Genomic DNA, 25,030 nt, shown 5'->3' with positions numbered 1-25,030 from the left:
TTTTCTTACCCTCCCTCTTTCATTCTGGAAAAATCCTTTTTTCTATGGGTTACTTTCTTATATGTAATCAACCCGATAATGGTTATCCCGATCCCAAGGACAAGATAGACATAGACGCTGTATGATTGAAAATACTGCTGGAAAGCCTGATAGTTCCCCTTAAAATAATCCCCTAGAAGAATCATAATATAAGACCAAGGATATATACCTAAAAATGTGAGGACGATATATTTGAACAGATGAACCTTACTCATTCCTGCTACATAAGAAATATAATTTCCCACACCAAAAGGACGAGATAAGGCAATACTCCATATACCATAACGTTTAAAAAAGGCCGTGCTTTTGTCTAATCCCTTTTTGAATTTCTTCGGAAAGTGTACCTCCACCTTTTTTCCTAAAAAATAAGGGATTAGACTGGCGATTGTATAAGAAAAACTCATTCCTATGGCGATAAAAACCGTACTCCCATAACCGGGTGCCAATATATATCCATAAGAGAGGACGATAATTAAACCCGGAAATGGTAAGGAAGACCCCTCTAAAAACATAACAAAAAATAATCCAGGAAGGCCTATCGTTTGGAGCCATTCCAAAAACTGTTGAATCATGAATGTTTACCTTCCTTCTATTAACCGGGATTTTTAGACAATTTCACAGTATTTTCCATATAACTTTTCTGAAGGATTGAATCAAGCAAATGATCGATATTCGCTGGGCTTCCCGCTTCAATTTGATTTAAATAAAGCTCGAGGGAATGTTGAAACTGATCCATTAAATAAGAATCTTGAAAAAAGGATAGAATGGAGCTTTCCAACGATTGTTTAGGATTCAGTTCCACCACCAGTTTTTGTTCTTTTAAAAACTGTAAATTAATTTCTTCCTGACCTGGCAGGGCAGAGTGAATAAAAATAGGAAGCCCTTTTTTCAATGATTCACTGATCGTGACCCCGCCTGGCTTTGTAATAATCGCATCCACACTCTCATATAAGGTATTCATTTCCTCTTTGTCCGAAATATAGGGAAGCGGATGAATATGTTTCGAAGCGTCTTTTTCAAGTTGTTGATAAAGCTTCTCATTTTTGCCGCATAAGACGAAATAGTCAATACCAACTTCTTCCATTATACAATTTGACTTTAGGAAGTCTAGAATACCTCCCAATCCAACACTTCCGCCAGAAACAAGAATCCTCCATTTTTCCTTCCTAACAATCGTTCTATTCCGCCGTTCCCAAAATTGTTCCCCGATCGGGATGCCTGTAACCCAAATTCGTTCTTCGGGAACGTGTTTTCTTGTCACTAAGCTCCTCTTCATTTCTTGACTCGCCACGAAGTGGTAATCAATTCCCTCTATCCCCCAAACATCATTAATAAAAAAATCTGTATATACATTCAGAATCGGAACAGGTAATTGATACTGTTTTTTTAATTTACTCAGGAAATGAGAAGGAAAGGCATGCGTACATATGACTAAATCAGGTTTTTCTTCTAAAATAATCGCCTTCATCTTTTTTAAAAATAAAAGATCATAATATTTTTTAAAATCATGGGTCTCTCCAGAATTATGCGCCATTTTTTTATACGTCCATGCGTAGGTTTTCGGAAAATAATGGATCCACCCTAAATAAGTTTTCGTAATCATGCTTTCAAAAACAGGATTCCAGGCACTTAATAAATCAATCTTTCTACAACAGACATCTCTATTCCTTTTTTTTAAATAACTTTCAATCGTATCTGCTACCTGGTGATGTCCAGACGGCATCGTTAATAAGGGGAAAAATAATATTTTCTTCATTCTCTTTCATCCCTTCTATATTTGTATCTTAGGATGACAATAATGTATCAATCATATTCTTGTGGACATGATGGTGATAACTTCTATACATAAATTATACCCAATTTAGAAAATCTAATGATTTCCAATATATATTCATCCTGTCCCCTTAGATATTTATATAGACGATCAAAGAGTTTTTAACCCTACAATGGTTATACGAATCATCAGCGCATTTGTATTCATTGATTTTTTAACATTTCATTCCTGACGCCAAAAAATAAGAAGGGACCGCTTCAAAAAGTGTGAAACGGTCCCTTCTGATCAAAGGTTTGTATTAAAATTGGCTGGTGCTAGGTCTAGCTCCAGGCGCCATCGGCACAAGGTCAAAAACTACGCCATTGAAAGGCAAAGAACGCCTTTCTTTGTCTCAGAACATTTGCTTGTCGCGGGCCAACAGGATGTTGGTCAGAACGGCGCTTGCGCCAGGACGGCGCGAACTTAGCCGTTCATCCATTAGGCGGGCGCCTTGCGCTTTTCTTATTTTACTTTAAAACGGTTTTTTCCCTCAAGAAATTGTTGCTTATGCTCTTCGATGCTTAAAGAGTCAAATTCAACAAAGTCTGAATAGGTCTCATCCCAAGTCGTTCCTCGTTCATCCTCCGCTTCAAGCGAATAGCCACCAACCCAGCCAACATATTCAGTCTGATCCACTTGGAAACGAATCAAGAAATACCGTACAAGACGACCATGAACATTCTCTGCTTCAAGCTGATCCACGAACACAAAGGATCTCACTACCGCATTTTTAATCGACTGACTACTCCAGTGAGTAGAATCATAATCATCGCTGGTACTAACCATCCAAGACCTGCTTTATAAAAAGGGAGATATTGTTCATAAAAAGAGACAATGGGCGACATCCATTCGTAATACGGCCGTTCAAGCTGTTTACAATACGTTTTTAAGCCGTCGATACTGCTAATAAGAAAAGTAATCGCGATCGTCGATTGATAAACGAAGCGAGAATCGCGAATAAGTGGCGAGACAAAGGTTAAAATCATTAATACAATCGCTAATGGGTACAAAAACATCAAAACAGGCACCGAGTATTTAATGATATTCTCTAAACCAAAGTTCGCAATGATAAAAGATAAAAGGGAGAAAAAGACAGCAAACACTTTATAACTTATCCGCGGAATTAATGTATGTAAATACTCGCCGCATGCGGTAATTAAACCAATACTGGTTGTGAGACAAGCCAGAATGATGATCACTGCAAGCAGTATCGCTCCTAAGGTACCAAAATAATAGGAAGTCGCTTGGCTTAATAGCGGTCCTCCTGTTTCAAAATAGCCAAATTTTTCAGTGACTACAGCCCCTACATAAGCGATTCCTATATAAATTACGCCGAGAAAGATGATCGAAACAAAGCCAGTTTTTGCCGCAGCCGCTAAAATCCCTTTTTTTGATGTGACACCCATGTTCCGAATCACGTTAATAACAATAATACCAAATACAAGGGAGGAAAGAGCATCCATCGTGTTATAACCTTCAATAAAACCCTGTGGAAATGGAGAATTGGCATATTCTCCCTGGGGTGCCTGCAAAGGACCTAAAGGATTCACGACTACCGTTATTAATAAGACCAGTAACAATAGAATGATAGCTGGTGATAAAATCTTGCCGACTATATCCACAATCTTTGTCGGATATAGGGAGAACCCTAAGGTGACACCGAAAAATAGGAGAGTAAATAGAAACATACCGATTTGTGCAGACTCTGCCCCTACAAACGGGGCAATCCCAATTTCATAGGCAACCGCTCCTGTACGAGGAGCCGCAAAAAAGGGACCGATAGTAAAATAAAGAAGCACCGTAAAAATGACAGCATAAATGGGATGAACACGCGAAGCTAACACTTGCAAATTTTCACTACCAGAAAACCCCATCGCCAAAATGCCAAGAAAGGGTAATCCAATTCCTGTAATCAAAAGTCCGCCAACAGCTGGCCAAAAATTCGTTCCTGCATTTTGACCCAATGTCGCCGGAAAGATTAAATTTCCCGCACCAAAAAAGAGGGCAAATAACATAAACCCTATCACAAAATAAGCTGAAAATGGCAATCTTTCTTTCACATCTGTTCCCCCTACGATGGACACTTACCGTTCAAAAAATAAAACAACATAACCCCTATCTTACCCTCTTTGCCTTGCTCATGCAAATGGCGAATTGAGTGAAAATAAGGAGGGCAGCCCAGCATCTAAGTAATTAAGACATGATTATTTCTTGTTCCTGAATATCTAATTGCTTTAATTGATGGTTGATTTCGTCCTTTTTCCGTGCAAGTTGGTCACAAACCCGTCTAACCTCCTGTAGAATCCCATTCAGATTCTTCTTCGCATCGTTAATTTGGGTATGAACCATCCAGTCAGAAAAAATATTGTCAAAAAAGACATCCGTCATCGTCAGCAGATCGTTTTGCTGGAAGGTCAGAGAATCGGTTGCCACATTTTGAATATCCATTAATTCTGTTTTAAAATGGCGTAATGCTCTTTGGGCTCTGTGAATCAAATCGTCTGAACTATTCACTTCCGAATATTTCAAGGCCGAGACAATCAGTCCACCTCCCAAAAACGTGTCCCACATCGATAATCCTTCCGCCGATCCAAGCTTATCCAAAGCAGCATCAAGGGTGCGAATCTCCTGAATCGTTCGTTCCATCCAAAACACCTCCATATATAAACATACGAAGGAAATAGGTGAGAAGATTCATTTTATGAGAGCTTCGACAAAATTCGGGTGGTACCTGGCACCTAGGTGATTTATAATGAATGTTGGTTGTTATTTTTGAGGAGGGAATGAAGATGAAGGCATGGCATTACGCACTCCTTGTTTTTTTCGGAGGGTGTTGTTATGGGATCTTATCGACATTTGTTAAACTGGCCTATGCTTCTGGGTTTACGATGGCAGAGGTTTCAGGAAGCCAATTTTTATTTGGAACGATTTTTACTTGGGTGCTCACTCTATTCATAAAGAAGAGTAAAATCAGTTTTAAACTATTCATTAAGATTGTGGTGTCCGGAATTCCAATGGGACTAACGGGTATCTTTTATTATAAATCTCTTCAAACAGTGGATGCCTCTCTCGCCATCATTTTCCTCTTTCAATTTGTATGGATTGGAACAGTGCTGGAGTGGATCTTCTATCAAACAAAACCGAACAAGAATAAGCTTATTTCGATTCTGATTCTGCTTTTCGGGTCTGTCCTTGCAACAGGGTTACTAGTGGAAGGAGGCAAAAGTCTTTCTTGGTTAGGATTTGGCTGGGGGATGCTTGCTGCCTGCTCATTTTCCGCCTTTATACTCGTTAGCGGAGCTGTTGGAAATCAACTTCACCCTATTTTCAAAAGTGCTCTGCTATCAACGGGTGCTTTATGTACGGTGATGATCTTGTTTCCCCCCGTATTTATCTTTCATGGGGAGACCCTTCTTGGCTTGGTACCCTATGGGCTTATGCTCGGCTTCTTTGGAGTGATGTTGCCGCCACTGCTTTTTTCGATTGGTATGCCCCATGTCGGACCAGGGCTCGGGACGATCTTGTCCGCATCTGAACTTCCAGTGGCTGTCATTTTGTCAACATTGGTGTTGCGCGAGAATGTTACGCTCTTACAATGGTTTGGCGTCATCTGTGTATTGGCCGGTATCTTCATTGGGCAAGCCTCGTTTATTTTTAAAAACAGAAGACTGCCGATGACCAATCAATAAGCGAATGTTGCGGTTCCAGTTTTTTCGGAAAACATACTAATTGAAAAAATAACCAATCCAACTTTTCTGTTGAATTTTAGTTAAAAAAGGATTATTATTTTTAATGTAGTTGATAGAATGCTGGCGTAGCACAGTTGGTAGTGCACTTCACTCGTAATGAAGGGGTCGGAGGTTCGAGTCCTCTCGCCAGCATACTCCACAAACATTGATTTTATGCGATTCCTAGTTAAGCTAGGGATCGTTTTTTGTTTTAAAAAAATGATTTTGACGGCACTTTGACGGTAGTTATGACGCTTTATGACTACCAAATAATCTAATTATCGCTTTTTTCGGGCGTCATCAACCAGTCTTGACTACCGAACAGGTTTCATTTCGCTATTTTAGGCTTCATAAACCAGTCTTGACTACCGAACGAACTTCATTTTGCTTTTTTCGGGCGTTATAAAATTCTTCCAAATGATGTTAATCTGTTTAGGTTGTTGTCAAATCAACTATTTAGTAGTAAAATAAATCGTGTCATTAGTCCATCCATGAAGGTAGCGGAGGTTCAAGTCCTCTTAATACCATTATTTATTTTGGAGAAGTACCCAAGTCCGGCTGAAGGGGACGCACTCGAAATGCGTTAGGACGGGCAACTGTCGCGTGGGTTCGAATCCCACCTTCTCCGTTTAACGAAAGTACTAAAGTATGCCTTAATCCTCACTGGACAAGGCATCTTTTTTTGAAAAGGAAAATGGGCATGACCTCCCTTATGAAGGGTATAAAATTTCTAATATATTATGAACGCCATTTAAACTTTATTTCACCACGCAAATGCCATGATTGTTTTTTCCCAGCCTTTGTGTGCGGCTGTTTCATCCATCATCTTTTTCATGTCCTCGGCTTCTTTAATAAGATAATTATGTTCTGGTAATAATTTTTCCAAGGCTTGTTGGTACGAGGGATTTTGGAAGGCGACCATTAGTTGCTGAAAGTCTTTGGCTGTACTTCTGGAGCTGCCAAAAAGAGTTAGTCCCTTTTCTAAAAGATCTCGGGTATTGATAGGAACCCTTTCCTCTGTAACCCCCATAAGTACCATCTTCCCTTGTGGCTCGATCAAATCAATCGCCTGATTAATAGCACTTTCACTAAATTGTCCACCTGTACACTCTATCACAGTCGTCACGTCTTTATAGTCCTGAAAAGGAAATTCTTGAACGAGATGGGTAGTGGAGAAATCAAATTGAGCTAACTTTTCTGGAACGGCACCGAAGACAATTAAGAGTTCCTTAGGTATTTTAAACATAAAATGGAGCATTGCGGCCGTTAAATAGCCAACAGGGCCATCCCCGAAAACGGCTACCTTCCCCTCTTGTAAAACATCCCTCACATGATGAAGGGCTTGTAAAGAGACAGAATTTAATTCCGCCAGTAAGGCAATCCGGTCTGGTACTTTCTCTGGAATTGGAATCGCATTTTCCGCTGGTAAAACTAAATGGCTCTGTCCTATCCCATCGTAACCGCTTCCAAGGAAAGCACTATTTTCAGCATAATTGTCTTCCACAACTCGTTTTGTTGCTTCTCCTTGTTGATGATGGCGTAATCTTCCCGGAATTGTTGGAACAATCACGACCTTTTGTCCTACTGTAAGGGATGGATCCTTGGATTGAACAACTTCTCCAATCCCTTCATGAAATAATGACATAGGGAGTTTCTCCTTCAAAGCTCTCTCTCTTCTTTGGCCTGTATAATAACGCATATCTGCGTGACAGACACTTGCTAAACTTGGTTGAATGACAACTTCCCCGTGATGAAGCTTATGTTGAAGCCTTGTTTCCTTAAATTTTCCTGGCTCTGTTAATCTATAAGCCTTAGATTCAATTATTTCACTCATGCAAAATCCTCCAGTCGATTGTTTGTTTTTGCTTACTTTTGTATATTATAATCAGTTTTGAAAGTTATAGTCAACACATTAATGCAAATTTGAGTAAAAATACGCATTTAAAAGGATGAATGGAACAAATTTATTTACTTGATTTTTAAAATCTACTATTCAAATCTTGTTCTTTTCTGTTCATTTATTTTCTATTATGATAAAAAGAAAGATAGAAATAAAAATTCTGAGGAGAGACGCTTATGTTGCCATTAGAAAGACAACAATCTATTTTACAGTATCTTAAAGAGCATAATGTTGCGACTGTATCGACCCTTGCTACACATTTTCAAGTTCATGAGGCAACCATTCGCAGGGATTTGATTTCACTTGTGAAGGAGGGGCATTTAAAACGAACCCACGGGGGAGTCATGATGGAAGATGAGGTTCATTCGGAACCTTCTTTCCAAGAGCGCGAACCTGTTCAACTGGAAGAGAAAATAAAGATTGGCAAGCGGGCGGCCGAGATGATTCAGGATGGGGAAAATATTATCCTTGATTCCGGGACAACGACCGTCCATATTGCGAAATCCATTTTTAACAAAAAGAATTTGACTGTGATTACAAATGATATTAATATCGCTGCCATTCTGCGTTCAGCCCGCTCAATCAAAGTGATCGTGACGGGCGGAATTTTATTTCCCGATAGTTATATGTTAAATGGGATGATTACGGATGAGGTTCTACAAACGCTCCATGTTCATAAAGCGTTTATCGGCACCCCTGCCCTCCATCATCAAAAAGGGCTTACTCACTTTGATGAAGCACTTGTGTCAGCTAAGCGTGGAATGATACGGGCAGCTAAACACGTTTTTGTCGTCGCCGATCATACAAAAATTGGCAGTATATCTTTGCATACTGTTGCAAGTCCAAAACAGATACATGATATCATCACTGGGAAAGAAGCCGAACAATTGGATATGCGCGCCTGGGAAGAAACAGGTGTGCAAGTTCATCTGGTTTAAAAAATATATAATGGACGGAGAAAAGAAAGTTCAGCAATTGGCTCTGAAACTTCAGCAATTGGCTCTGAAACTTCAGCAATTGGCTCTGAAACTTCAGCAATTGGCTCTGAAACTTCAGCAATTGGCTCTGAAACTTCAGCAATTGGCTCTGAAACTTCAGCAATTGGCTCTGAAACTTCAGCAATTGGCTCTGAAACTTCAGCAATTGGCTCTGAAACTTCAGCAATTGGCTCTGAAAAGCGGATTACCCCTAATGGGTAATCCGCTTTTTGCTGACAACTTTCTTAATCGCTTCTTCTTTATGCCGTACACGCCGTGTTATTTTTTGCAATTCGGGATATTGCTCAGTTGCATGTTCGTAACGTGGATCGTAGTAATATTCTAGCAGCAGACGGACCACTAAAGAGTACTCCTCCGCTTAAAGCGCAATCGGTTTCCTCCAATAGCCAAAACTCTGTATTCCAATCTAGCCACAACTCTTGCCTTGTCCAATACTTTCCTCCATATGGCCATGACTTTTAGTGAACAAGCCCTGATTCTTTCGATTTTTCCAAGAATGTTTTTGTCTTTTTATTAATCGGCTCTTTTAAGAAGGCACCAAAGATGATCGCAATCACTCCGCATAGGGCGAGCACCCCGATATCCCGTAATGCCCTTCCCCAAACAATTCCTCCTACAGCTTCACGCATTAAATCGACCGCATAGGTAAACGGTAAAAAGGGATTAATGATTTGGAAAAATTTTGGCAGTAATTGGACAGGGTAAGTTCCACCTGAACCAGCAATTTGCAAGACAAGCATGATAATCGCCAAGGCCTTTCCGACATTCCCAAACACAGAAACTAGGGAATAGACGATTAAGATAAAAACAAGACTGACTAAAAGCCCGAAGACGACTAACCAAACAGGATGTTTTGCCTCAACTCCTAAAATAAACAAGTCCCCTAAAGTCACGACAAGCGTTTGGACAAACCCAATCGTCAAAAATGTAAAGAAACGGCCGAAATAGATCTGTCTCCCTGTGTATACATCATCATGATGAACATCAACAGAGAGTAAAGAAATTAATAGTAAAGCTCCAACCCAAACAGCTAGAACCGTATAGAATGGCGTCATGCCTGTGCCGTAATTTTTAATTGGGAATAACTCATTTTGATTCAACACTACCGGCTCTTCAAAAAAGCTCCGTTCGGCAGACGGATCATTGCGTAATAATTGGATGATCTCGTTAATATCTGTATCCTCTTGTACTTCTCTAATCTTATTGGCTAATTGTTTAATCTTGTCATTCACATAAGGGAATTCACCGGAAGCATATTCGAGCATGCCCTTGCCTTCATTTAAGTTTTTCTGTGTATTATTTAACACCTTTTCTACTTCAGGTAATGTCGATTGAATCTCTACAAGAATTCCCTTCGCTCCTGTCAATGTTTGCTTCGCTTTACCTACTTCTTTTAAAATCGTTGGTTCGATATTGTTTTGGTATTCCTTCACAAACTCATCCAATTTGACATTTGCATTGGCTGCTGCTTGATGGATTTGCTCGAAAACTTTCCCTGCATTTTCCGTTCGCTTTAAAAATTCATCCATTTGTGCAACATCTGATTGAAGTTGAACTAAATCGTTTTTCAATTCATCCGTATGCGCAATCGCTTGGTCAATTTGCTCCTTAGAGAGATTGTTAGAAGCCTGCTCCCCCTCTGTCTCTTCATTTGAAGATGGAGGAAGTTGGGCATTGGTTTCCTGTAATTGTTTTAAAGCTTGTTCGACCGTATCCAGCGTTTGAATGCCATCGTTTAGTTGGTTCTCTAATTTTTCCTGAACCTTTTTTCCAGCGTTCATATCGATTCCACTATTTTGCGCTTGATCTAAAAATTGATTGATTTGATCCGCGATCGCGTGCACCTTCGCTACATCCTGTTTGATTTTCGGTGCGATTGCATTTAACCGCTCTTCTGCTTCATTCATATAATTTAATGTTTTATTAATCGTTGATAAACCGTTCTCTGTATATTCCTTTGCTTCAGGAAGAGCACCTTGCGCTTTATTCAAAATATTACCTGCTGAACTGGCGTCACTTAAGGACTTATTCAGCATTTCACTTATCTCTGGTAGATGTTCTTCTAGTGTAAAAATATAATCCTCAAATTTCTCAATATCAGGCAAATTCTCCTCTAATTCAAGACCAAGATCATTAAAAAGTTCAAAAATCACTCCATTGACCGTTGAAATAAATTTACTGCTTATTTGATCAGCAATAACGGAAGCGCCCTTTTCCGTAATTTTGGGAGACACGGCATTCAACTTCTCATTGACATAATACTCCATCCGTGCTTTTTCTGGTTTATCGGACAAGACGGTCCCTAATTTTTCCGAGAAATCCTCTGGAATGATAATAACAGCAAAATAATCCCCATACTCGACCTTTTCCATTGCATCTTTTCGATTGGTAAAATTCCATTGCATAGTCTTATTATCTTTTAATGTGTCAATCAGTTCTTTCCCTGCATTAATCTCTTGATCTCTTACGGTTGCGCCTTTGTCTTCATTGACGACCCCGATCGGAAGATTTCCTGTATGGGAATAAGGATCCCACATGGCGGCAATATTGAACCAAGCGTAGAGAGATGGCAAAATGGCCAAACCTCCAATCAAGATCATTGCCGCCCAGTTGGTTACCACATTTTTTACATCTGTTTTGTAGATCGTTAAACTATTTTTCATATCTTTGGTCCTTTACAAGGGGGATTAAAGTTCTTCGGCATTTTGCCCATTATTCCCACTTTCGCAATAATGTAATCTGTGTGCGACATCTTTGCGAGGACTCCTCACCTCTTTATACCATTGTTCTATTTTAATATGACCGGGATGATCGTCCAGAACTTCACCGATTAAGCTGGCATCTACGCCATTGCGGTAAATCAGATAATAGCTATTCAGCATCATTGCTGGCCACACTTAAAAGCAAGCCCCCAGACGTGACGGCATCACATAAAATCTATTGATTCACTTGATCCCTGGACTCCGGAAAGGTAACCGTCCCTTCTAAAATATCGCTGATCGCATTTGCGACAGCTACTTGGCCGAAAGAATAAGGATCATCGGAGGATAAGGAAGTAAGCTTAATCGAATCAGACTGCGTCATTGGACATCACACCCTTCCTTCAAAAATTATATATACAGTATAAATGATATTGTAGTATAATATCTATCTTTTGCTTTTTAGGAATAAAAAAAGAACAGGCCCCCGGGTTTTCGGCAGCCTGAATAGATTGGAGCTTTTCTTAAAAGAGAAAGTATAAATTTAGGCTAATGTTGGATCTAGCTCCAGCGCCTAGCCCCGAGAGGCTCGCAGGATGCGAGTCCATCGGCGTCGCGTCAGGACGTCGCGTCTTTAGCCGTTCTTCCCTATTTCAAGGCGCTTGCGCTTTTCTTATTTTAAAAGTCTTAAGCTATTTAAAATAACCAAGATCGTGCTGCCTTCATGGCCAATCACACCAAAAGGCAAATCAAGCACTTGGAAGAAGTTGGTTAAAATAAGCAGGATGATGACACTAATAGAGAAAATAATGTTTTGTTTGATGATTCGATTCATTCTTTTTGATAGTACCACAGCTTCGGAAATTCGCGACAGATCATTTTTCATCAATACGAGATCGGCTGTTTCAAGCGCCACGTCTGTCCCCTCTCCGACCGAAATACCGATATTGGCTGTTGCGAGCGCTGGAGCATCATTAATCCCATCTCCTACCATAGCGACGGTTCCGTATGTTTCCTTCAAATGCTTTATATGAGCGACCTTATTTTCTGGCAAACATCCCGCTATATAGTCTTGTACACCACTTTCGGCCGTGCTCGCACGCGCCGTTTTCTGATGATCCCCTGTCAGCATAACCGTATATAACCCAAGCTTTTTCAGGCGTTCAACCGCCGCTTTCGTCTCTTTTCTTACCAAATCTTTTAAGGCTAGCATTCCCACAACCTTTTCATCTTTTTGGACAAATACAACCGTTTTCCCTTGCGAAGCCCACATCTCTGCCTTCCCATCTTTAAATTGTTTCGCTTGATCTTTATGAACAAATTCTTGCTTCCCTATTTTCCATTCCTGATCGTCGAGTTTTGCGATGATACCCCAACCAGCTACATCTTCTATTTCCATATTTTCTAAATCCCGTCTTTGCTCATGCCCCTGTTGAGCAGCATATTTAACAATGGCTTTTGCTAGCGGGTGGTTGGAATGTCTTTCGATGGCCGCGACCGTACTCAATATTTCTGCTGCAGAATAATCCTCTGAAACGGCGACCTCTGTTACCTCTGGCTTTCCGGTTGTCAATGTCCCTGTTTTATCGAAGGCAATCGCCCGTACTTCGCTTAATTGTTCTAAATGATTGCCTCCTTTGACTAAAATCCCCCGCCTAGCCCCATTTGAGATCGCTGATAAGGTAGCCGGCATGATCGAAGCCACTAGCGCACATGGTGAGGCGACGACCAATAAAATCATGGCCCGATAAAAGGTTTCATTCCAACTCCAACCAAATATAAAATGGGGTAGGAATAACATAATAAATACGACCGTAAGTACGATTTTGACATACCTGCCTTCAAATCGCTCTATGAAAAGCTGAGAAGGAGACTTTTCACTTTGCGCTGATTGGACTAAATCAATAATTTTTTGAAAAAGTGTTTCATGAATCGGTTTGGTGAGGGTAACGGTAATAGAACCATTTAAATTAACCGTTCCAGCAAAAACTTCTTCCTGTTTCCCCTTTGAAACGGGAATGGATTCCCCTGTGATCGCCGCTTCGTCAATTGTTGAGGATCCTTTGACTATTTTTCCGTCTGCCGTAATTCTTTCCCCTGGTTTCACGAGAATAAGATCCCCGGGGACAAGCTCGGATACATGGACTCTTTCCTCCTCGCCTTCCCGCACTAGCCACGCCTCCTCAGGCTGAATCTCCATAAGGGAAGCAATTTCTTTGCGACTTTTATTCATCGTGTATGTTTCTAAAGCACCACTTAGCGCAAAAATAAAAATAAGAACGGCACCCTCTGCCCAATAGCCAATAATCGCTGAACCAATTGCCGCGAAAATCATTAGCATTTCCACATTCAACTGTCTATGTTGAATGGTATCTTCTATCCCCTCCTTCGCTTTGGCAAAACCGCCAATCAGAAAAGAGAGCAAATAGACGATCACTGAAGCTGTCGCGAATTCTTTTACATCCAATAACCATGCGGAAAAAATAAGGATCCCAGAGATAACCGCAGCGATTAACTCCCCATGAAGCTGAACCCAAGCAAAGAGGCTTTTCCCTTTGCTTTTCTGTAACCCTCCTTGTATCGCAACCTCCGCACCCAACGCAAGCACCTTCCTCTTTAAACGGGATTTAATTGTAATAATTATTATTTAATTATGATGCTAAAACGTTCAAATGTCAATATAATTGAGAATTAATTATCGTAATTGATAATGATTATTGGTTTCAATCGCTTATAACTCTATTGATAACGATAATTATTATTGTTTAAATGATATTCTCCTACAATGTGCTTACTTCATCAGCAAGACTACATAATTTTTTCTTTCATTGCACATACTGACAACATACAAAACTGTCAGTAGGAGATATCGGTATGCCCATTTGGAAAAGTAAAAAGAAAAAAAAAATTAAACAGATCCCTCATACGACAATGTCAAAACAACAAGAACGGAAAATCAACGGACAACTTCAGGATACAATTGATTTCATTAATCGACTTTTAGGAGATAATGATGATTTTATCGTTCGCCGATTTTCCATTTATGGCAAACATTCCGCCGCGTTATTTTATATTTCGAATTTGGTTGAACAATCGACGATTCATCGTGAGATTTTAAAGTCTTTAATGGAAATGCCAGATCATATTGATGCGGAGGAACTGAAACAAGAGGTGATCCTCGATACATTAGCTGAAAAAGTTCTTTATCAAGGAGAGTTAAAAAGGGAAAAACAGTTGGTCAAACTTATTGAGGCCATCTTAGCAGGGGAAACAGTCCTTACAATCGACGGGGTTCAAGAAGCCTTTCATATTGAAACACGTTCTGTTGATAAGAGGGCTGTTGACAGTCCTGAAACAGAGCAGGTCATTATTGGTCCGCGAGAAGGATTTATTGAGCGGTTAGGAACGAATATTGGCCTCTTACGCTACCGATTACCAACTGCGGATTTCTGTATAAAGACACTGAAGGTTGGACGACTGACGAAATCTAAAGTCGCGATTTGTTATTTAAAGGGAATAAGCAATCAAGCTCTGGTTGATGAAGTGGAAAAACGGCTAAAGAAAATCAACATTGATGCTGTCTTAGATATTGGCTATCTTGAACAATATATTGAAGATTATCATTATACTCCCTTTACCCAAACTTTATTAACGGAGCGGCCAGATAGTACGATTGGAAACTTAATCGAGGGAAGGGTCGCCATCCTTGTCGATGGTTCGCCCTTTGCCATGGTAGTCCCTGCTGTATTTAACCAGTTCTATCAAGCAACAGAAGATTATTCGACTCGTTTTGTAATGGGAAGCTTTTCACGATTCGTTCGGATGTTTGCCCTTGTCTTTTCCCTGATTGTTCCAAGTTTATATGTCTCTTTTATTTCCTTTAATCCAGAATTAGTGCCGACTGAATTTGCTGTCGCTGTCGCGGGAGGGAGATCGGGAGTTCCTTACCCTGCCGTCGTTGAGCTGCTGATCCTTGAAGGAGCGATGGAAATATTGCGGGAAGCGACCATCCGGTTACCGAAACAAATCGGTAACGCTTTATCCATTGTTGGCGTTTTAATTATTGGCGATGCTGCCGTGCAGGCAGGGCTTTCAAGCCCAATCACAGTCGTAGTCATTGCGCTTACAACCATTGCTTCGTTTGCGACTCCCGTCTATAATGCCTCATTTGCTTTACGATTTCTCCGTTTTCCGTTAGCGATCCTCGCCGGATTATTCGGATTATACGGAGTAATGGTTGGATTGATTATGATCTTAAATCATATGCTCTCCCTGAAATCATTCGGTGTTCCTTATCTTAGTCCCACCGCTCCTTGGCATACGCAAGAAATGAAGGACAGTGTCATTCGATTCCCTTTTTGGTGGATGCCAAAAAGACCGAGTATGTTCCAATCGGAAAATAAGACTCGTGTAAAAGAGAGCAAAGAATCGATTACATCGCAGCCCACCCAGCCCTTTGATCCATTGAATAATCGAAACGATGGAGGGAATTGATCATGCAACCAACCCGAAATATGACTGTTGGCCAAACCACCGCGATACTGATTAGTACCATCATTGGGGTTGGTATTTTACGGCTTCCCCTTGCTTCAGTTGAGCAGGCTGAAACAGGAGCTCCGCTATTAACTCTTTTGTTTACCGTTACAGCCTTTGTTGGAATGTGGGGCATTGCCAAGCTTGGAAGCCTGTTTCCGGATGAAACGTTCGTGGAGTATAGTGAACGGATCATCGGAAAATGGCTAGGACGGCTATATACCTTTATAATTATCGCTTTTTTTACGCTGTTAACTGGTTTTGCGGCAAGGGAATTTGGAGCGGTTGTCGTGACATCTGTCTTGCAAAGAACGCCCATTGAAGTAACCGTGATTGTCATGCTCTTAATGGCCGCGGTTTTTACTCGGGGGGATATGAACAGCTTTACTTATATTCATAGTTTCTACTTGCCCATTATATTAGTGCCTTTATTAATTATTGTATTGGTCTCGCTAAAGGATGCCAATCCCCTTTATCTCCAACCAGTCTTAGGAAACGGGTTCAAAATGATAACAGGTATCCCACAAGGAGCTGCGTTATTTCAAGGCGCCTTTATTTTGGCCATTCTAATCCCGTTCATGCAGAAGCCGAAAAAAGCATTCAAAGCCAGCTTTTGGGGAGTAGCCATATCTGGTTGCTTTTTTATCATGATTGTTGTCTCCACCCTGGCTCTCTTCGGGACGGAAGAAATAAAAACCATTATGTGGCCGACGTTAGAGATCGCACGGGCAACCTCCTTTCCTGGCAATACATTGCAACGTCTTGATGTCATTTTCTTGGCGATCTGGGTAACGGCTGTTTTTACAACGATCTTTTCTAATTATATGCTGACGATCCAAGCACTGAAACAATTCCTACGCTTGCAAGACCATAAAATGCTTACCCTTTTTCTATTGCCAATTATTTTCTTGATTGCGATGCTTCCCGGTGAGACGATCGAAATGTATCGATATATCAAAATAGCTGGAACGTATGGACTTATCCTTACTTTCGCTTTCCCATTCCTTTTACTAATTGTAGCCAAAATTCGTAAATGGCAAAAAAAAAAAAAAAATGAGAAAGGAGCAAGGAAATGAGCCGTAAATCAATCTTTGCTTTTTTGATGATTTTCCTATTGATCCCACTCCTCTCCGGGTGCTGGGACAGTTTGGACATTGAAAAAAGGGCAACCATATTGGCGATTGCCATCGATAAAGTGGACGATGGAAAGAAAGAAGAGGGATATATTACCCACATGCCCGCTTCCCCACCCAAAGATGAAAAGTTGCTAAAACTTACAGCCCAAGTTTCTGTACCAGGACGGATTCCCCTAGGTCCTGAAACAACGGGCGGGGAAGAACAAGAGCCAGTGTGGGTGCTCACCGCTATAGGACATACAGTGGATGATGCTTTATTAAATTTACAGCAGGAACTAGCAGATGATCTGTTTTTAGGCCATCTGCGCATCATTGTTTTAAACAAAGACATTGCCAAAGAAGGAGTAAAGCAAATCAATGACTATTTTCGTCGCAATTCGCAAGTCAGAAGAACGACGTGGATGGCTGTTTCGGAAGAAAGAGCGGCAAAATATATGGAAATTGCACCGAAGTTAGAAAGGGTACCTGCTTTATATTTAACAGATATGGTGAGCAATGCTGAAAAACTAGGGAAATTCCCATCAGGCGATATGGGGATATTCTGGAGGACACTCTCAAGTAAAGGACAGGATGCATACTTACCCTATTTAAAAATACACAAACAACAAAATATAGCCATCAGAGGACTCGCCTATTTTAACGAAGACAAAATGAAAGGGGTGATTGAACCGATTGAAACTGGCCAATTAATGGGCGTCCTCGGAGAAAAGCAAGGAGGATATGGTGTCTTCATCAACGTTCCAAACTCAGACGACCAAGTATTAGTACGCGCTATTCGCCGTTATTCAAGGATGAAAACAAGCATTAAAAACGGAAAGCCTGAAATCCGCGTTAAAATTCGCTACGAAAATGAAATTGATGAGGATACAAAAAATACGGTGAATCTTGGCAGTGTAAAATTAATCAAAAAAATTGAAAAACAAACAGATAAGGATACAACCGTCTCCTTGAAAAAATTAATTCGAAAAATGCAAAAAGAGGAATCGGACATCTTTGGCTTCGGTGAACACATACGAGCAAAACATCCCGCCTATTGGAACAAGCATATACAAACAAAAGAAAAATGGCGACAGGTTTTTAAAGATATTAACGTTGAAATCGAAGTGGACACCCAAATTGAGCAATCTGGCATAAAAGCCAAATAAAACAGGAATGCGTTCCCATATTCCCTCAATTTTTTTAAACGAAAGGAGTTCATCGGCATTTTGGATATCAGCTATGGCTACTACCTTATTAGCCTTTTCATTCTTACGGGAGTTTTAATCCTCTTATTAGATGTAAAATCCTACTTAAGAAACAAACAAAAAAAGGAAAAAAAGGTTGCCTTATTTTTGGGATGGGCCAATATTACCTTTGGCGCAGGCTTCTATATTGTGAGCTGGGTTTATCAAAGATGGTTCTGGTAATCAGGTTTTTTAGAATATATATCCTGAACCTATGATTCTTTCCTCCCCTGAATGGGGGCTTATAAAGTTGAAATTATAACTAGAATGCGTTACGTTATGTTTGAAAACTACTCTTAAACATTGGTGTGATCATTTTGAATAGTAAGCAACAAAAAACTGGGTTATTCGTTCTTACCATTGGCCTGGGAACATTATTAAATCCTCTTAATTCATCGATGATTTCGGTCGCGTTGACTCGGATGCAGCATGAATTTGCTTTGACGTTCGCTGATGCTTCTTGGCTGATTTCCGTCTTTTACTTAGCCAGTGCCGCTGGACAACCTGTAATGGGAAAATTAAGTGATATGTTTGGTCCGAAGAAATTATTTTTAGCGGGCTTATTCCTTGTAGCCTGTTCTGCGTTACTCGCTCCCTTTTCACCTAATTTCCCCTTTCTGCTTGGTTGCCGCGCCTTGATGGCGATTGGCAGTTCAACTCTGTTTCCAAGCGGAATGAGCATGGTGCGCACACATATATCTGAGGGGCAAGCAAAAGCATTGGCAACCTTATCGATTTTCGCCTCTACTTCTGCTGCCTTTGGGCCCTCAATCGGCGGATTTTTAATCGAAAGCTGGGATTGGCCATCCATTTTCCTAATCAATTTCCCATTTATTATCGTGGCCTTTGTTATGGCGATTTTTATTTTGCCAAATACGGGAACAGGAAAATTTGAATTAAGACGGATTGATTTTGCGGGAATTGGTCTATTTATTTTGACGATCATTGGCTTGATTTTATTTCTTCTCTCGTTAGAAAATACAATCAATTGGTGGGCACTCGCTATCTTTCTATTAGGGGCTATTAGCTTTTATCTTTATGAAAAACGACAACAAGAACCCTTTATCGACCTAGCCTCTTTAAAAAGAAATCCTACTGTTTCCTTGATTTATTTACAATTTATTAGCATTAATTTAGTGTACTATTGCTATTTTTTCGGTTTTCCCACCTTTTTACAACAGGTTCATCATTATAGTGAAAAACATACCGGCTTGATTATGCTGGCGCTCGCTGGCTTCGGTGTCCTTGTAGCCCCCTTTGCTGGGCGCATGATCGACCATCATGGATCAAAACGGCCGCTGATTATCGGTGCCGTGATTTTGTTTATCGGTACAGCTTTATTGCTGACTTTACAAGGGAATTCTCCACTCATATGGCTATTGATCATTATGGCGGTGTTAGGTATGAGTAATGGCTTTAATAATATCTCGATGCAAACGGCCCTTTACGAGCATGTACGGCCAGAGGATACCGGCTCGGCTTCCGGGTTGTTTCAAACGAGTCGCTATCTCGGATCGATTCTTTCCTCCAGTTTACTTGGAATTGCCTTTAATCGTCATTTAGATACGCAGCATCTCCATAATGTCGCGCTGATTTGTCTAATCTTTTGTTTATTGGTCGTCATACTCGCGATTCGGTTACCAAGCCGCAAACACAGCGTTGCTGGTTAAATCATTTATTCCCCTTCCCTTTTCATATGGCATTGTCTACAATAAAGGTAAAATGAAAATAGAGAAGGGGAATGAGGATGCAAGAGACGTCTCAACCTATACAACTGGATGTAAATGCTTACTTACAACGGATTGGGTATGATGGGCCATTGGCTACCAGTGCCCAAACACTGGCTAGGCTTCAGGAATGTCATCTACACACAGTCCCATATGAAAATTTTGATATCTTACACAAGATCCCTTTATCACTGGAAATCCCAGATTTATATGAAAAAATCGTGATTCGAAATCGAGGTGGTTATTGTTTTGAGCTTAATGCCTTGTTTAGCTGGCTTTTGCGCGAGCTCGGATTTCCTGTGACCGATTACTTCGCTCGATTTTGGCGAGATGAGCCAAACCTACCTCCCAAGCGACGCCATCATGTTTTAAAAGTAGAGACAGAAGGAAAATTCTATTTATGTGATGTGGGTGTAGGTGGCATTGTGCCAAGAAAGCCGATTGAAATGGTGGAGGGATTGGTACAGACCCAAGGAAATGAAGGGTATAAACTTGAAAAAGTTCCGGAATTTGGCTGGATGCTGTATGAGAAAAAGAAGGAACAATGGCGAGAAATCTTCTCCTTTACCGAGGAGCCCCAACTGGCAAAGGATTATATTATGGCTTCTTTTTGGTGTGAAAACGCCCCTGAGTCCATTTTTACAAAGGAAGCCATGGCTGCGATCCGAACAAAAGATGGACGAAATTCCGTGTCAGGTAAGGAGTTTCGTATTTTTATAGGCGAGCAGGTGCACGCTTTTTCTCCGTCCTCCAAGGAAGAATACAAACAAGCATTGCAAACGTATTTCGGCATTGTTTTACCGGATGAAGCTTATCACTTTTTCTAAGCACAGGCTTTCAACAAGGCCTTTAGACCTGTTTATCATAAATTTCATGAAAATTGAAACTTTCTCCCTACTCATCCGTCTATTATAGTGAATATAAGAGGAAAGGATGAAGGGCAATGAGGAAAAGTAGGTTCATCGTATTACTGTTTTCTGCTGTTCTCATGGTATTCTTGATGTCCAGTCCCACTTTAGCTGCTGAAAATGACCATGCTTCTATGATTCCAACAACTGGAGAAGCTTCGATCGATCCAAATTACGGGGAAGGAACCATCGAAAACTCTTCGTTTCGACTTTTGGCCAATCAATATTTAGCCAATGGCAAAGGTATTATTAGCCGATCAGGTACGACTGTCACAGCCAGTGCCAATACAACAGCCCGTACATCTGTTGATGTCATTGGTGTAAGAATTACTTTGCAAAAATGGGACACTCAAAAAGGGGCTTGGATTAACCTATCAAATTTAGGTGAATACAAGTCTTATGGATCTTCTATTGTCTCAGGGCAACAAAAAGTGACCGTTGCAAAAGGGAGATATCGAATCTCATGCTTCCATTGGGTACAGAAAGGGAGTAAAGTGGAAAGTGCCTCTAGTATTTCAACCTATATTGAAGTGAAATAATCAGCTAGACTCGCGATAAAGATTAGAAAAGCGCAAGGCGCCCGCTTATCGGCGACAAGCAAATGTTCCTGAACCTAGGAAGGGCGATCTATCCCTTCATAGGTTCAGGGTTATTTGACCTCGAGCCGATGGCGCCTGGAGCTAGATCCAGCAATAGCCTATATTTATGCTTTCTTATTACCTTATTGAAAAAGAACTAGTAATAGAGAATTCTCTCATCCTAGTTCTTTTTCTTTTCGGCTAATGTGTATCTCCCATTGAAGACTGTCACTCCGTCAATTCCCCATTATCCATTTCACAGACCGTTTCACAAAGGGCTTCAATGTCTTCAGCATAATGGGATGAAAGAATAATGGTTGCACCTTCCTGATTCAATTTCTTAAAGAGCTCACGCATCTCAAGGACCCCTTGCTTATCTAACCCATTCATTGGCTCATCTAATATGAGAAGCTTAGGCCTTTCCATAATCGCTTGCGCAATCCCTAGCCGGTGGCGCATCCCTAACGAATATTTACTCACATGCTTTTTGCCTTTCGGATCGAGGCCAACAAGATCCAACGTTTCACGAATTTCATCATCCGTTATTTCTCTACGAATGGACGCTAATAGCTTCAGATTTTTAAAACCGCTTAAGGATCCAATAAAACCCGGTTCCTCAATAATAATACCAATATCCTGTGCGACTGCCGGTTTTACTGGCTCACCATCTAACAAAATAGCACCAGAATCAAGCTTCATAAAACCACAGATACATTTAAAAAGAACGGTTTTTCCTGATCCGTTTCTCCCTATAATCCCATGAATCTTTCCAGCTTCGAATTTTACAGTAACCTGTTTTAAAGCGGTTGTCTCCTTAAATTTTTTTACAGCGCTCTGAACCTCAACCAAATATTCCGCCATGTTAATACCCCCAATTCTGTATGTTCATATCTTTTTTGCAGAAAACAATGGTGGAAAGGATACTCATAAGTAAACTTGCCAGTAACAGAAAGAGAACCGCATAAGTGGGGGATGGGAATGTACCTGAATAATCCCAATCCACAAACGTAATACTGGACCAGCTAATGGGGGAAAAATAGTAGATGCCTATGCCAAAACTTAAAAAACCAAGATACATTGAAAAATAAGAAATGAAGATAAATATCCCAGTTATGACCACTCCACTCATTTTTCCAATCACCGTGTTAAAACAAAAGATCAAAACACCCACAAAGACTGCCACAAGCCAAAATAAACCAAAGCTAATCAAGGTGGCTTTGATTGGCGAAAGCATGTAAATGATTTCCTCGTTCATAAAAATTGTCACATCAGGAGCCATGTCCGAATTTACCGCAAGTGTTTTTATAACTATACCCCAGTCTGTAGAAAACTGAATATTAGGGACAAGGACAAGAACAGAAACAGCATAAACAAAGGCTGTATAAATGAAGGCTGCCAAGATAATATAAATAAACTGACCAATCGCCCAATTACGACGTCCTGTTCGAATGACAAGGAAAGGCATATGACGATCCGCAAAAGGTGCATCACAGAATAACAAAAGAGTAAAACAAGCAAAGACCTGCATTACAGGCGGAGTATTCAAATGCGGGAAAACCCATGGTGTAATCGCTACACCTTTTTCTGCTGCAAATTGAGAAAGACCATAGGAGTGATAAGCCAAAAAGGCAATAATGAGAACAGCCAGTGTATAAATTCTTGTGTTTACAGCCCATTTACGGAGATTGACTCGACTGCATAGGAACATCATTTTCAGGTTAGTCATGCTGCACCCTCCTTCTAATTTGTCTGACTGTCCCCACTCCCATTAAGAAACATAAGCCAACCACTGTCCCTAATTTCAGCAATAATGTTACGAGCGGAGACCCAGCATCATAGATTTGCTCCACCATGCCAACTGCTTTCAAATATTGCGGAATATCCAATTGCGTGGTCAAACGATGGGCAACAAAGTATAAAACGAGCGGTGATGCGATGGCGACAAATTTATTGGGAATATAGGTAGAAATCCAGAGACCGGCTACCGCAAACAGCACAGAACCAAGGGAAAAGTGGGCAATAAAGTAAATTAGGTAGCGTATGGGCATATCGTTCTCTAATAATGTTACGTAAGGACTTCCAGTAGAAATCACATTTGAAAAAAGGGGAAGTTTCATTCTCATGATGATCATAAACAATAGCATCCCAACACTTGATACAAGAAATCCAGATAGTCCACTTATTAGAATCTTGGAGACCGAGTAGTTACGTATTCCTGTACGCACGATCCAAAAACTGGTCGCACGCTGTTCCCACTCAGAAGCAAAACTAGTCGCGAAAGGAATTAAAGGTAGAATACCTATAATTAGAAAAATACTGCCGCTCCCACTTATACCTACTTCCAACAAAGATAATACATCAGAGGTAAAGCCAATTTGACCAGAGACAGATAAAAATATAGCTAAAGCAACACCAAAAGCACTAAACAAAAAAGGGATAGACAGAATGCCACGCTTCAAATCCGTTATAAAAAGAAAAAGAGACTCCCTCATTGCTCCTCACTTGCCTTTCTAATCCGCTCACCTGTAATAGCATTTATGACATAATAACTGTAAGAATCGTATGAATCCTTTGTACCGTTTTCAGGATCCGTCCTTTCGGATGTTTTAGCAATACCGAAAACCCAAGCGGGTACAAGCTCATAGTTTTTATCACTTCTTAGGATTCCTACATAGCATAATTCCATAGAAAAAACCTTTGTCTCTTCTTCAAGAATATATCCTGAATAAAAATCAAGTAATTTTTTAAGCGCGCTTGTACCACTGATTAAAGGCTCCTTCTTTCCACTCTCTAAAACATTAAATAAACCATCAGCCGATATAATCATACCTTCTTTTGAATAAATAACAGAAATAGAGGTCTCTGTCGCCTCTCCAGTAGCACGTACGCCCTCTTGCCAATTAATATTAACAAGTGGAATATCGTCAACTGTTTGCCTAAAAAAGAAAAGATAAGACTCATCATCCACAGACCATAGTTCTTCATCATCTATATATTCTTCATCAACAGAATTTCCAGAATCTATATAAAGATTATAATGTTCAAGTATGGTATCTAAATCCAGTGAATAAGCTTCAGCTATCTCAAGATCCGGAAATCCTATGGAAGATAAAAGCTCCTCTACTTCTGTTAATGCCTCTGAATAATTCTTAAAAGATAGATTCACAAATGATTGATAGTCGTTCTTTTCTTTATATGGCTCTCCATTGTTATCAGAAAACCCTGGATCTGTTGACACCACCATAGACAATTTATTCCAATCTATTACTGCTGAATAGTAGATACCACCATTCACGCCTGAATCAACGCCTAATGCTTCTCCTCCGTCGTAAATGGTTAAATATTCTTTATATTCCTTATCACCTGCCTCAATCCATAGTCCATGAGCATTGTTTTCAGTAGATATAATTTCTCCTTGTATTAATTCCTTCTTCACTTTCTTTTCATCCATTTCTAGAAAAGACGTAGTATGTATTTTTGCTGCTTCAACAATTTGGACCTCATTTGGGTCAAAGTCAATCAAAAAATTGTCAGGAAGCTCCATAGATCGCAATGCTGTTTCTAAATTCGCATACTCGGAGCCTTTCTCTATGGTATTCCCTTCTTTTTTTGTGTCTTCACATGCCGTTGTAAATATTAATAACACAAGAAAAAGTAAAGGCATCAAAATGTTCTTCACTGTAGACTCCTCCTTTTCAATGTAGTCTAAAGAGTATAGGCAGGTGGTCAGTACACCTGCCTAATTTAT

The 25,030-nt window shown here is 40.3% G+C and carries 24 protein-coding genes and 2 tRNA genes; 12 read left to right on the top strand and 14 right to left on the bottom strand.

What is annotated here, in order from left to right; all coding sequences use genetic code 11:
* Positions 1-5: 5 nt before the first annotated feature.
* The 5 genes from MUB24_RS03965 to MUB24_RS03945 form a co-directional block, all read right to left on the bottom strand.
* Positions 6-611 (bottom strand): DedA family protein, encoded by a 606-nt coding sequence (locus MUB24_RS03965; protein WP_244701544.1) that lies wholly within the window; start codon positions 609-611, stop codon positions 6-8.
* 20 nt (positions 612-631) lie between these two features.
* Entirely contained in the window at positions 632-1,795 is a 1,164-nt protein-coding gene (locus MUB24_RS03960) for an MGDG synthase family glycosyltransferase (RefSeq protein WP_244701541.1), read from the bottom strand.
* Positions 1,796-2,314: 519 nt separating this feature from the next.
* Entirely contained in the window at positions 2,315-2,560 is a 246-nt protein-coding gene (locus MUB24_RS03955) for a hypothetical protein (RefSeq protein ID WP_244701538.1), read from the bottom strand.
* A gap of 11 nt (positions 2,561-2,571) precedes the next feature.
* Positions 2,572-3,912, bottom strand: a complete 1,341-nt coding sequence (gene brnQ, locus MUB24_RS03950) for a branched-chain amino acid transport system II carrier protein (protein WP_244701535.1) — start codon at positions 3,910-3,912, stop codon at positions 2,572-2,574.
* A 133-nt stretch (positions 3,913-4,045) separates the two neighbouring features.
* Complete coding sequence (locus tag MUB24_RS03945; protein WP_244701532.1) at positions 4,046-4,498, bottom strand: hypothetical protein; 453 nt, start codon at positions 4,496-4,498, stop codon at positions 4,046-4,048.
* A gap of 143 nt (positions 4,499-4,641) precedes the next feature.
* On the opposite strand from MUB24_RS03945, the gene MUB24_RS03940 reads away from it, so the two are divergent.
* The 3 genes from MUB24_RS03940 to MUB24_RS03930 all read left to right on the top strand — a co-directional run bounded on the left by MUB24_RS03940 (position 4,642) and on the right by MUB24_RS03930 (position 6,208).
* On the top strand, positions 4,642-5,541 hold the full coding sequence (locus tag MUB24_RS03940) for an EamA family transporter (protein ID WP_244701529.1): 900 nt from the start codon (positions 4,642-4,644) through the stop codon (positions 5,539-5,541).
* A 119-nt stretch (positions 5,542-5,660) separates the two neighbouring features.
* Positions 5,661-5,733: transfer RNA gene (locus MUB24_RS03935), tRNA-Thr, on the top strand.
* 385 nt (positions 5,734-6,118) lie between these two features.
* Positions 6,119-6,208, top strand: a tRNA-Ser gene (locus MUB24_RS03930).
* Between the two features lie 135 nt (positions 6,209-6,343).
* Here MUB24_RS03930 and MUB24_RS03925 read toward each other — a convergent pair.
* Positions 6,344-7,414, bottom strand: coding sequence for an alcohol dehydrogenase catalytic domain-containing protein (locus MUB24_RS03925; protein WP_244701525.1), 1,071 nt, complete (start codon positions 7,412-7,414; stop codon positions 6,344-6,346).
* A 242-nt stretch (positions 7,415-7,656) separates the two neighbouring features.
* Here MUB24_RS03925 and MUB24_RS03920 point away from each other — a divergent pair, with 242 nt between their 5' ends.
* Both MUB24_RS03920 and MUB24_RS03915 read left to right on the top strand, forming a co-directional pair.
* Positions 7,657-8,418 carry a DeoR/GlpR family DNA-binding transcription regulator gene (locus MUB24_RS03920; protein WP_244701523.1) on the top strand — a complete coding sequence of 254 codons (762 nt, stop codon included), beginning with the start codon at positions 7,657-7,659 and terminating at the stop codon, positions 8,416-8,418.
* Positions 8,396-8,803, top strand: coding sequence for a hypothetical protein (locus MUB24_RS03915; protein WP_244701520.1), 408 nt, complete (start codon positions 8,396-8,398; stop codon positions 8,801-8,803). Before MUB24_RS03920 ends, MUB24_RS03915 begins: the two co-directional genes overlap by 23 nt.
* 133 nt (positions 8,804-8,936) lie before the next feature.
* Here MUB24_RS03915 and MUB24_RS03910 read toward each other — a convergent pair whose 3' ends face one another.
* The 4 genes from MUB24_RS03910 to MUB24_RS03895 all read right to left on the bottom strand — a co-directional run bounded on the left by MUB24_RS03910 (position 8,937) and on the right by MUB24_RS03895 (position 13,776).
* On the bottom strand, positions 8,937-11,141 hold the full coding sequence (locus MUB24_RS03910) for a YhgE/Pip domain-containing protein (protein WP_244701517.1): 2,205 nt from the start codon (positions 11,139-11,141) through the stop codon (positions 8,937-8,939).
* Positions 11,142-11,165: 24 nt separating this feature from the next.
* Complete coding sequence (locus MUB24_RS03905) at positions 11,166-11,375, bottom strand: hypothetical protein (protein WP_244701514.1); 210 nt, start codon at positions 11,373-11,375, stop codon at positions 11,166-11,168.
* A 40-nt stretch (positions 11,376-11,415) separates the two neighbouring features.
* On the bottom strand, positions 11,416-11,562 hold the full coding sequence (locus MUB24_RS03900) for a hypothetical protein (protein ID WP_244701511.1): 147 nt from the start codon (positions 11,560-11,562) through the stop codon (positions 11,416-11,418).
* Between the two features lie 288 nt (positions 11,563-11,850).
* The gene (locus MUB24_RS03895; protein WP_244701508.1) at positions 11,851-13,776 is read right to left on the bottom strand and encodes a heavy metal translocating P-type ATPase; all 1,926 of its coding nucleotides are present in this window, start codon (positions 13,774-13,776) and stop codon (positions 11,851-11,853) included.
* 275 nt (positions 13,777-14,051) lie between these two features.
* On the opposite strand from MUB24_RS03895, the gene MUB24_RS03890 reads away from it, so the two are divergent.
* The 7 genes from MUB24_RS03890 to MUB24_RS03865 all read left to right on the top strand — a co-directional run bounded on the left by MUB24_RS03890 (position 14,052) and on the right by MUB24_RS03865 (position 21,243).
* Positions 14,052-15,671, top strand: coding sequence for a spore germination protein (locus tag MUB24_RS03890; protein WP_244701504.1), 1,620 nt, complete (start codon positions 14,052-14,054; stop codon positions 15,669-15,671).
* Between the two features lie 2 nt (positions 15,672-15,673).
* Positions 15,674-16,786 carry a GerAB/ArcD/ProY family transporter gene (locus MUB24_RS03885; protein WP_244701500.1) on the top strand — a complete coding sequence of 371 codons (1,113 nt, stop codon included), beginning with the start codon at positions 15,674-15,676 and terminating at the stop codon, positions 16,784-16,786.
* Complete coding sequence (locus tag MUB24_RS03880; RefSeq protein ID WP_244701496.1) at positions 16,783-17,991, top strand: Ger(x)C family spore germination protein; 1,209 nt, start codon at positions 16,783-16,785, stop codon at positions 17,989-17,991. Before MUB24_RS03885 ends, MUB24_RS03880 begins: the two co-directional genes overlap by 4 nt.
* Before the next feature lie 60 nt (positions 17,992-18,051).
* Positions 18,052-18,252 carry a CLC_0170 family protein gene (locus tag MUB24_RS23600; RefSeq protein WP_396426694.1) on the top strand — a complete coding sequence of 67 codons (201 nt, stop codon included), beginning with the start codon at positions 18,052-18,054 and terminating at the stop codon, positions 18,250-18,252.
* A 134-nt stretch (positions 18,253-18,386) separates the two neighbouring features.
* A complete protein-coding gene (locus MUB24_RS03875) occupies positions 18,387-19,739 on the top strand; it encodes an MFS transporter (protein WP_244701493.1) in 1,353 nt (450 codons plus the stop codon).
* Positions 19,740-19,816: 77 nt separating this feature from the next.
* Positions 19,817-20,623: an arylamine N-acetyltransferase family protein gene (locus tag MUB24_RS03870; protein ID WP_244701490.1), complete on the top strand. Its 807-nt coding sequence runs from the start codon at positions 19,817-19,819 to the stop codon at positions 20,621-20,623.
* A 116-nt stretch (positions 20,624-20,739) separates the two neighbouring features.
* Positions 20,740-21,243, top strand: coding sequence for a DUF6147 family protein (locus MUB24_RS03865; RefSeq protein ID WP_244701487.1), 504 nt, complete (start codon positions 20,740-20,742; stop codon positions 21,241-21,243).
* 267 nt (positions 21,244-21,510) lie between these two features.
* On the opposite strand, the gene MUB24_RS03860 is transcribed toward MUB24_RS03865, so the two are convergent.
* From MUB24_RS03860 to MUB24_RS03845, 4 genes are read right to left on the bottom strand one after another with little or no spacing between them, the layout of a single operon-like run.
* Positions 21,511-22,143: an ABC transporter ATP-binding protein gene (locus MUB24_RS03860; RefSeq protein ID WP_244701485.1), complete on the bottom strand. Its 633-nt coding sequence runs from the start codon at positions 22,141-22,143 to the stop codon at positions 21,511-21,513.
* Position 22,144: 1 nt separating this feature from the next.
* A complete protein-coding gene (locus MUB24_RS03855; RefSeq protein WP_244701483.1) occupies positions 22,145-23,008 on the bottom strand; it encodes a hypothetical protein in 864 nt (287 codons plus the stop codon).
* Positions 23,001-23,774 (bottom strand): hypothetical protein, encoded by a 774-nt coding sequence (locus MUB24_RS03850; protein WP_244701481.1) that lies wholly within the window; start codon positions 23,772-23,774, stop codon positions 23,001-23,003. The genes MUB24_RS03855 and MUB24_RS03850 overlap by 8 nt, the downstream gene beginning before the upstream one ends.
* Positions 23,771-24,961, bottom strand: a complete 1,191-nt coding sequence (locus MUB24_RS03845; protein WP_244701479.1) for a two-component system regulatory protein YycI — start codon at positions 24,959-24,961, stop codon at positions 23,771-23,773. Before MUB24_RS03845 ends, MUB24_RS03850 begins: the two co-directional genes overlap by 4 nt.
* Positions 24,962-25,030: the final 69 nt, after the last annotated feature.

The sequence above is a fragment of the Lederbergia sp. NSJ-179 genome (assembly GCF_022867885.1).
Lineage (GTDB): Bacteria > Bacillota > Bacilli > Bacillales > Bacillaceae_C > Lederbergia.
This window is presented reverse-complemented; position numbering and strand designations above follow the sequence as displayed.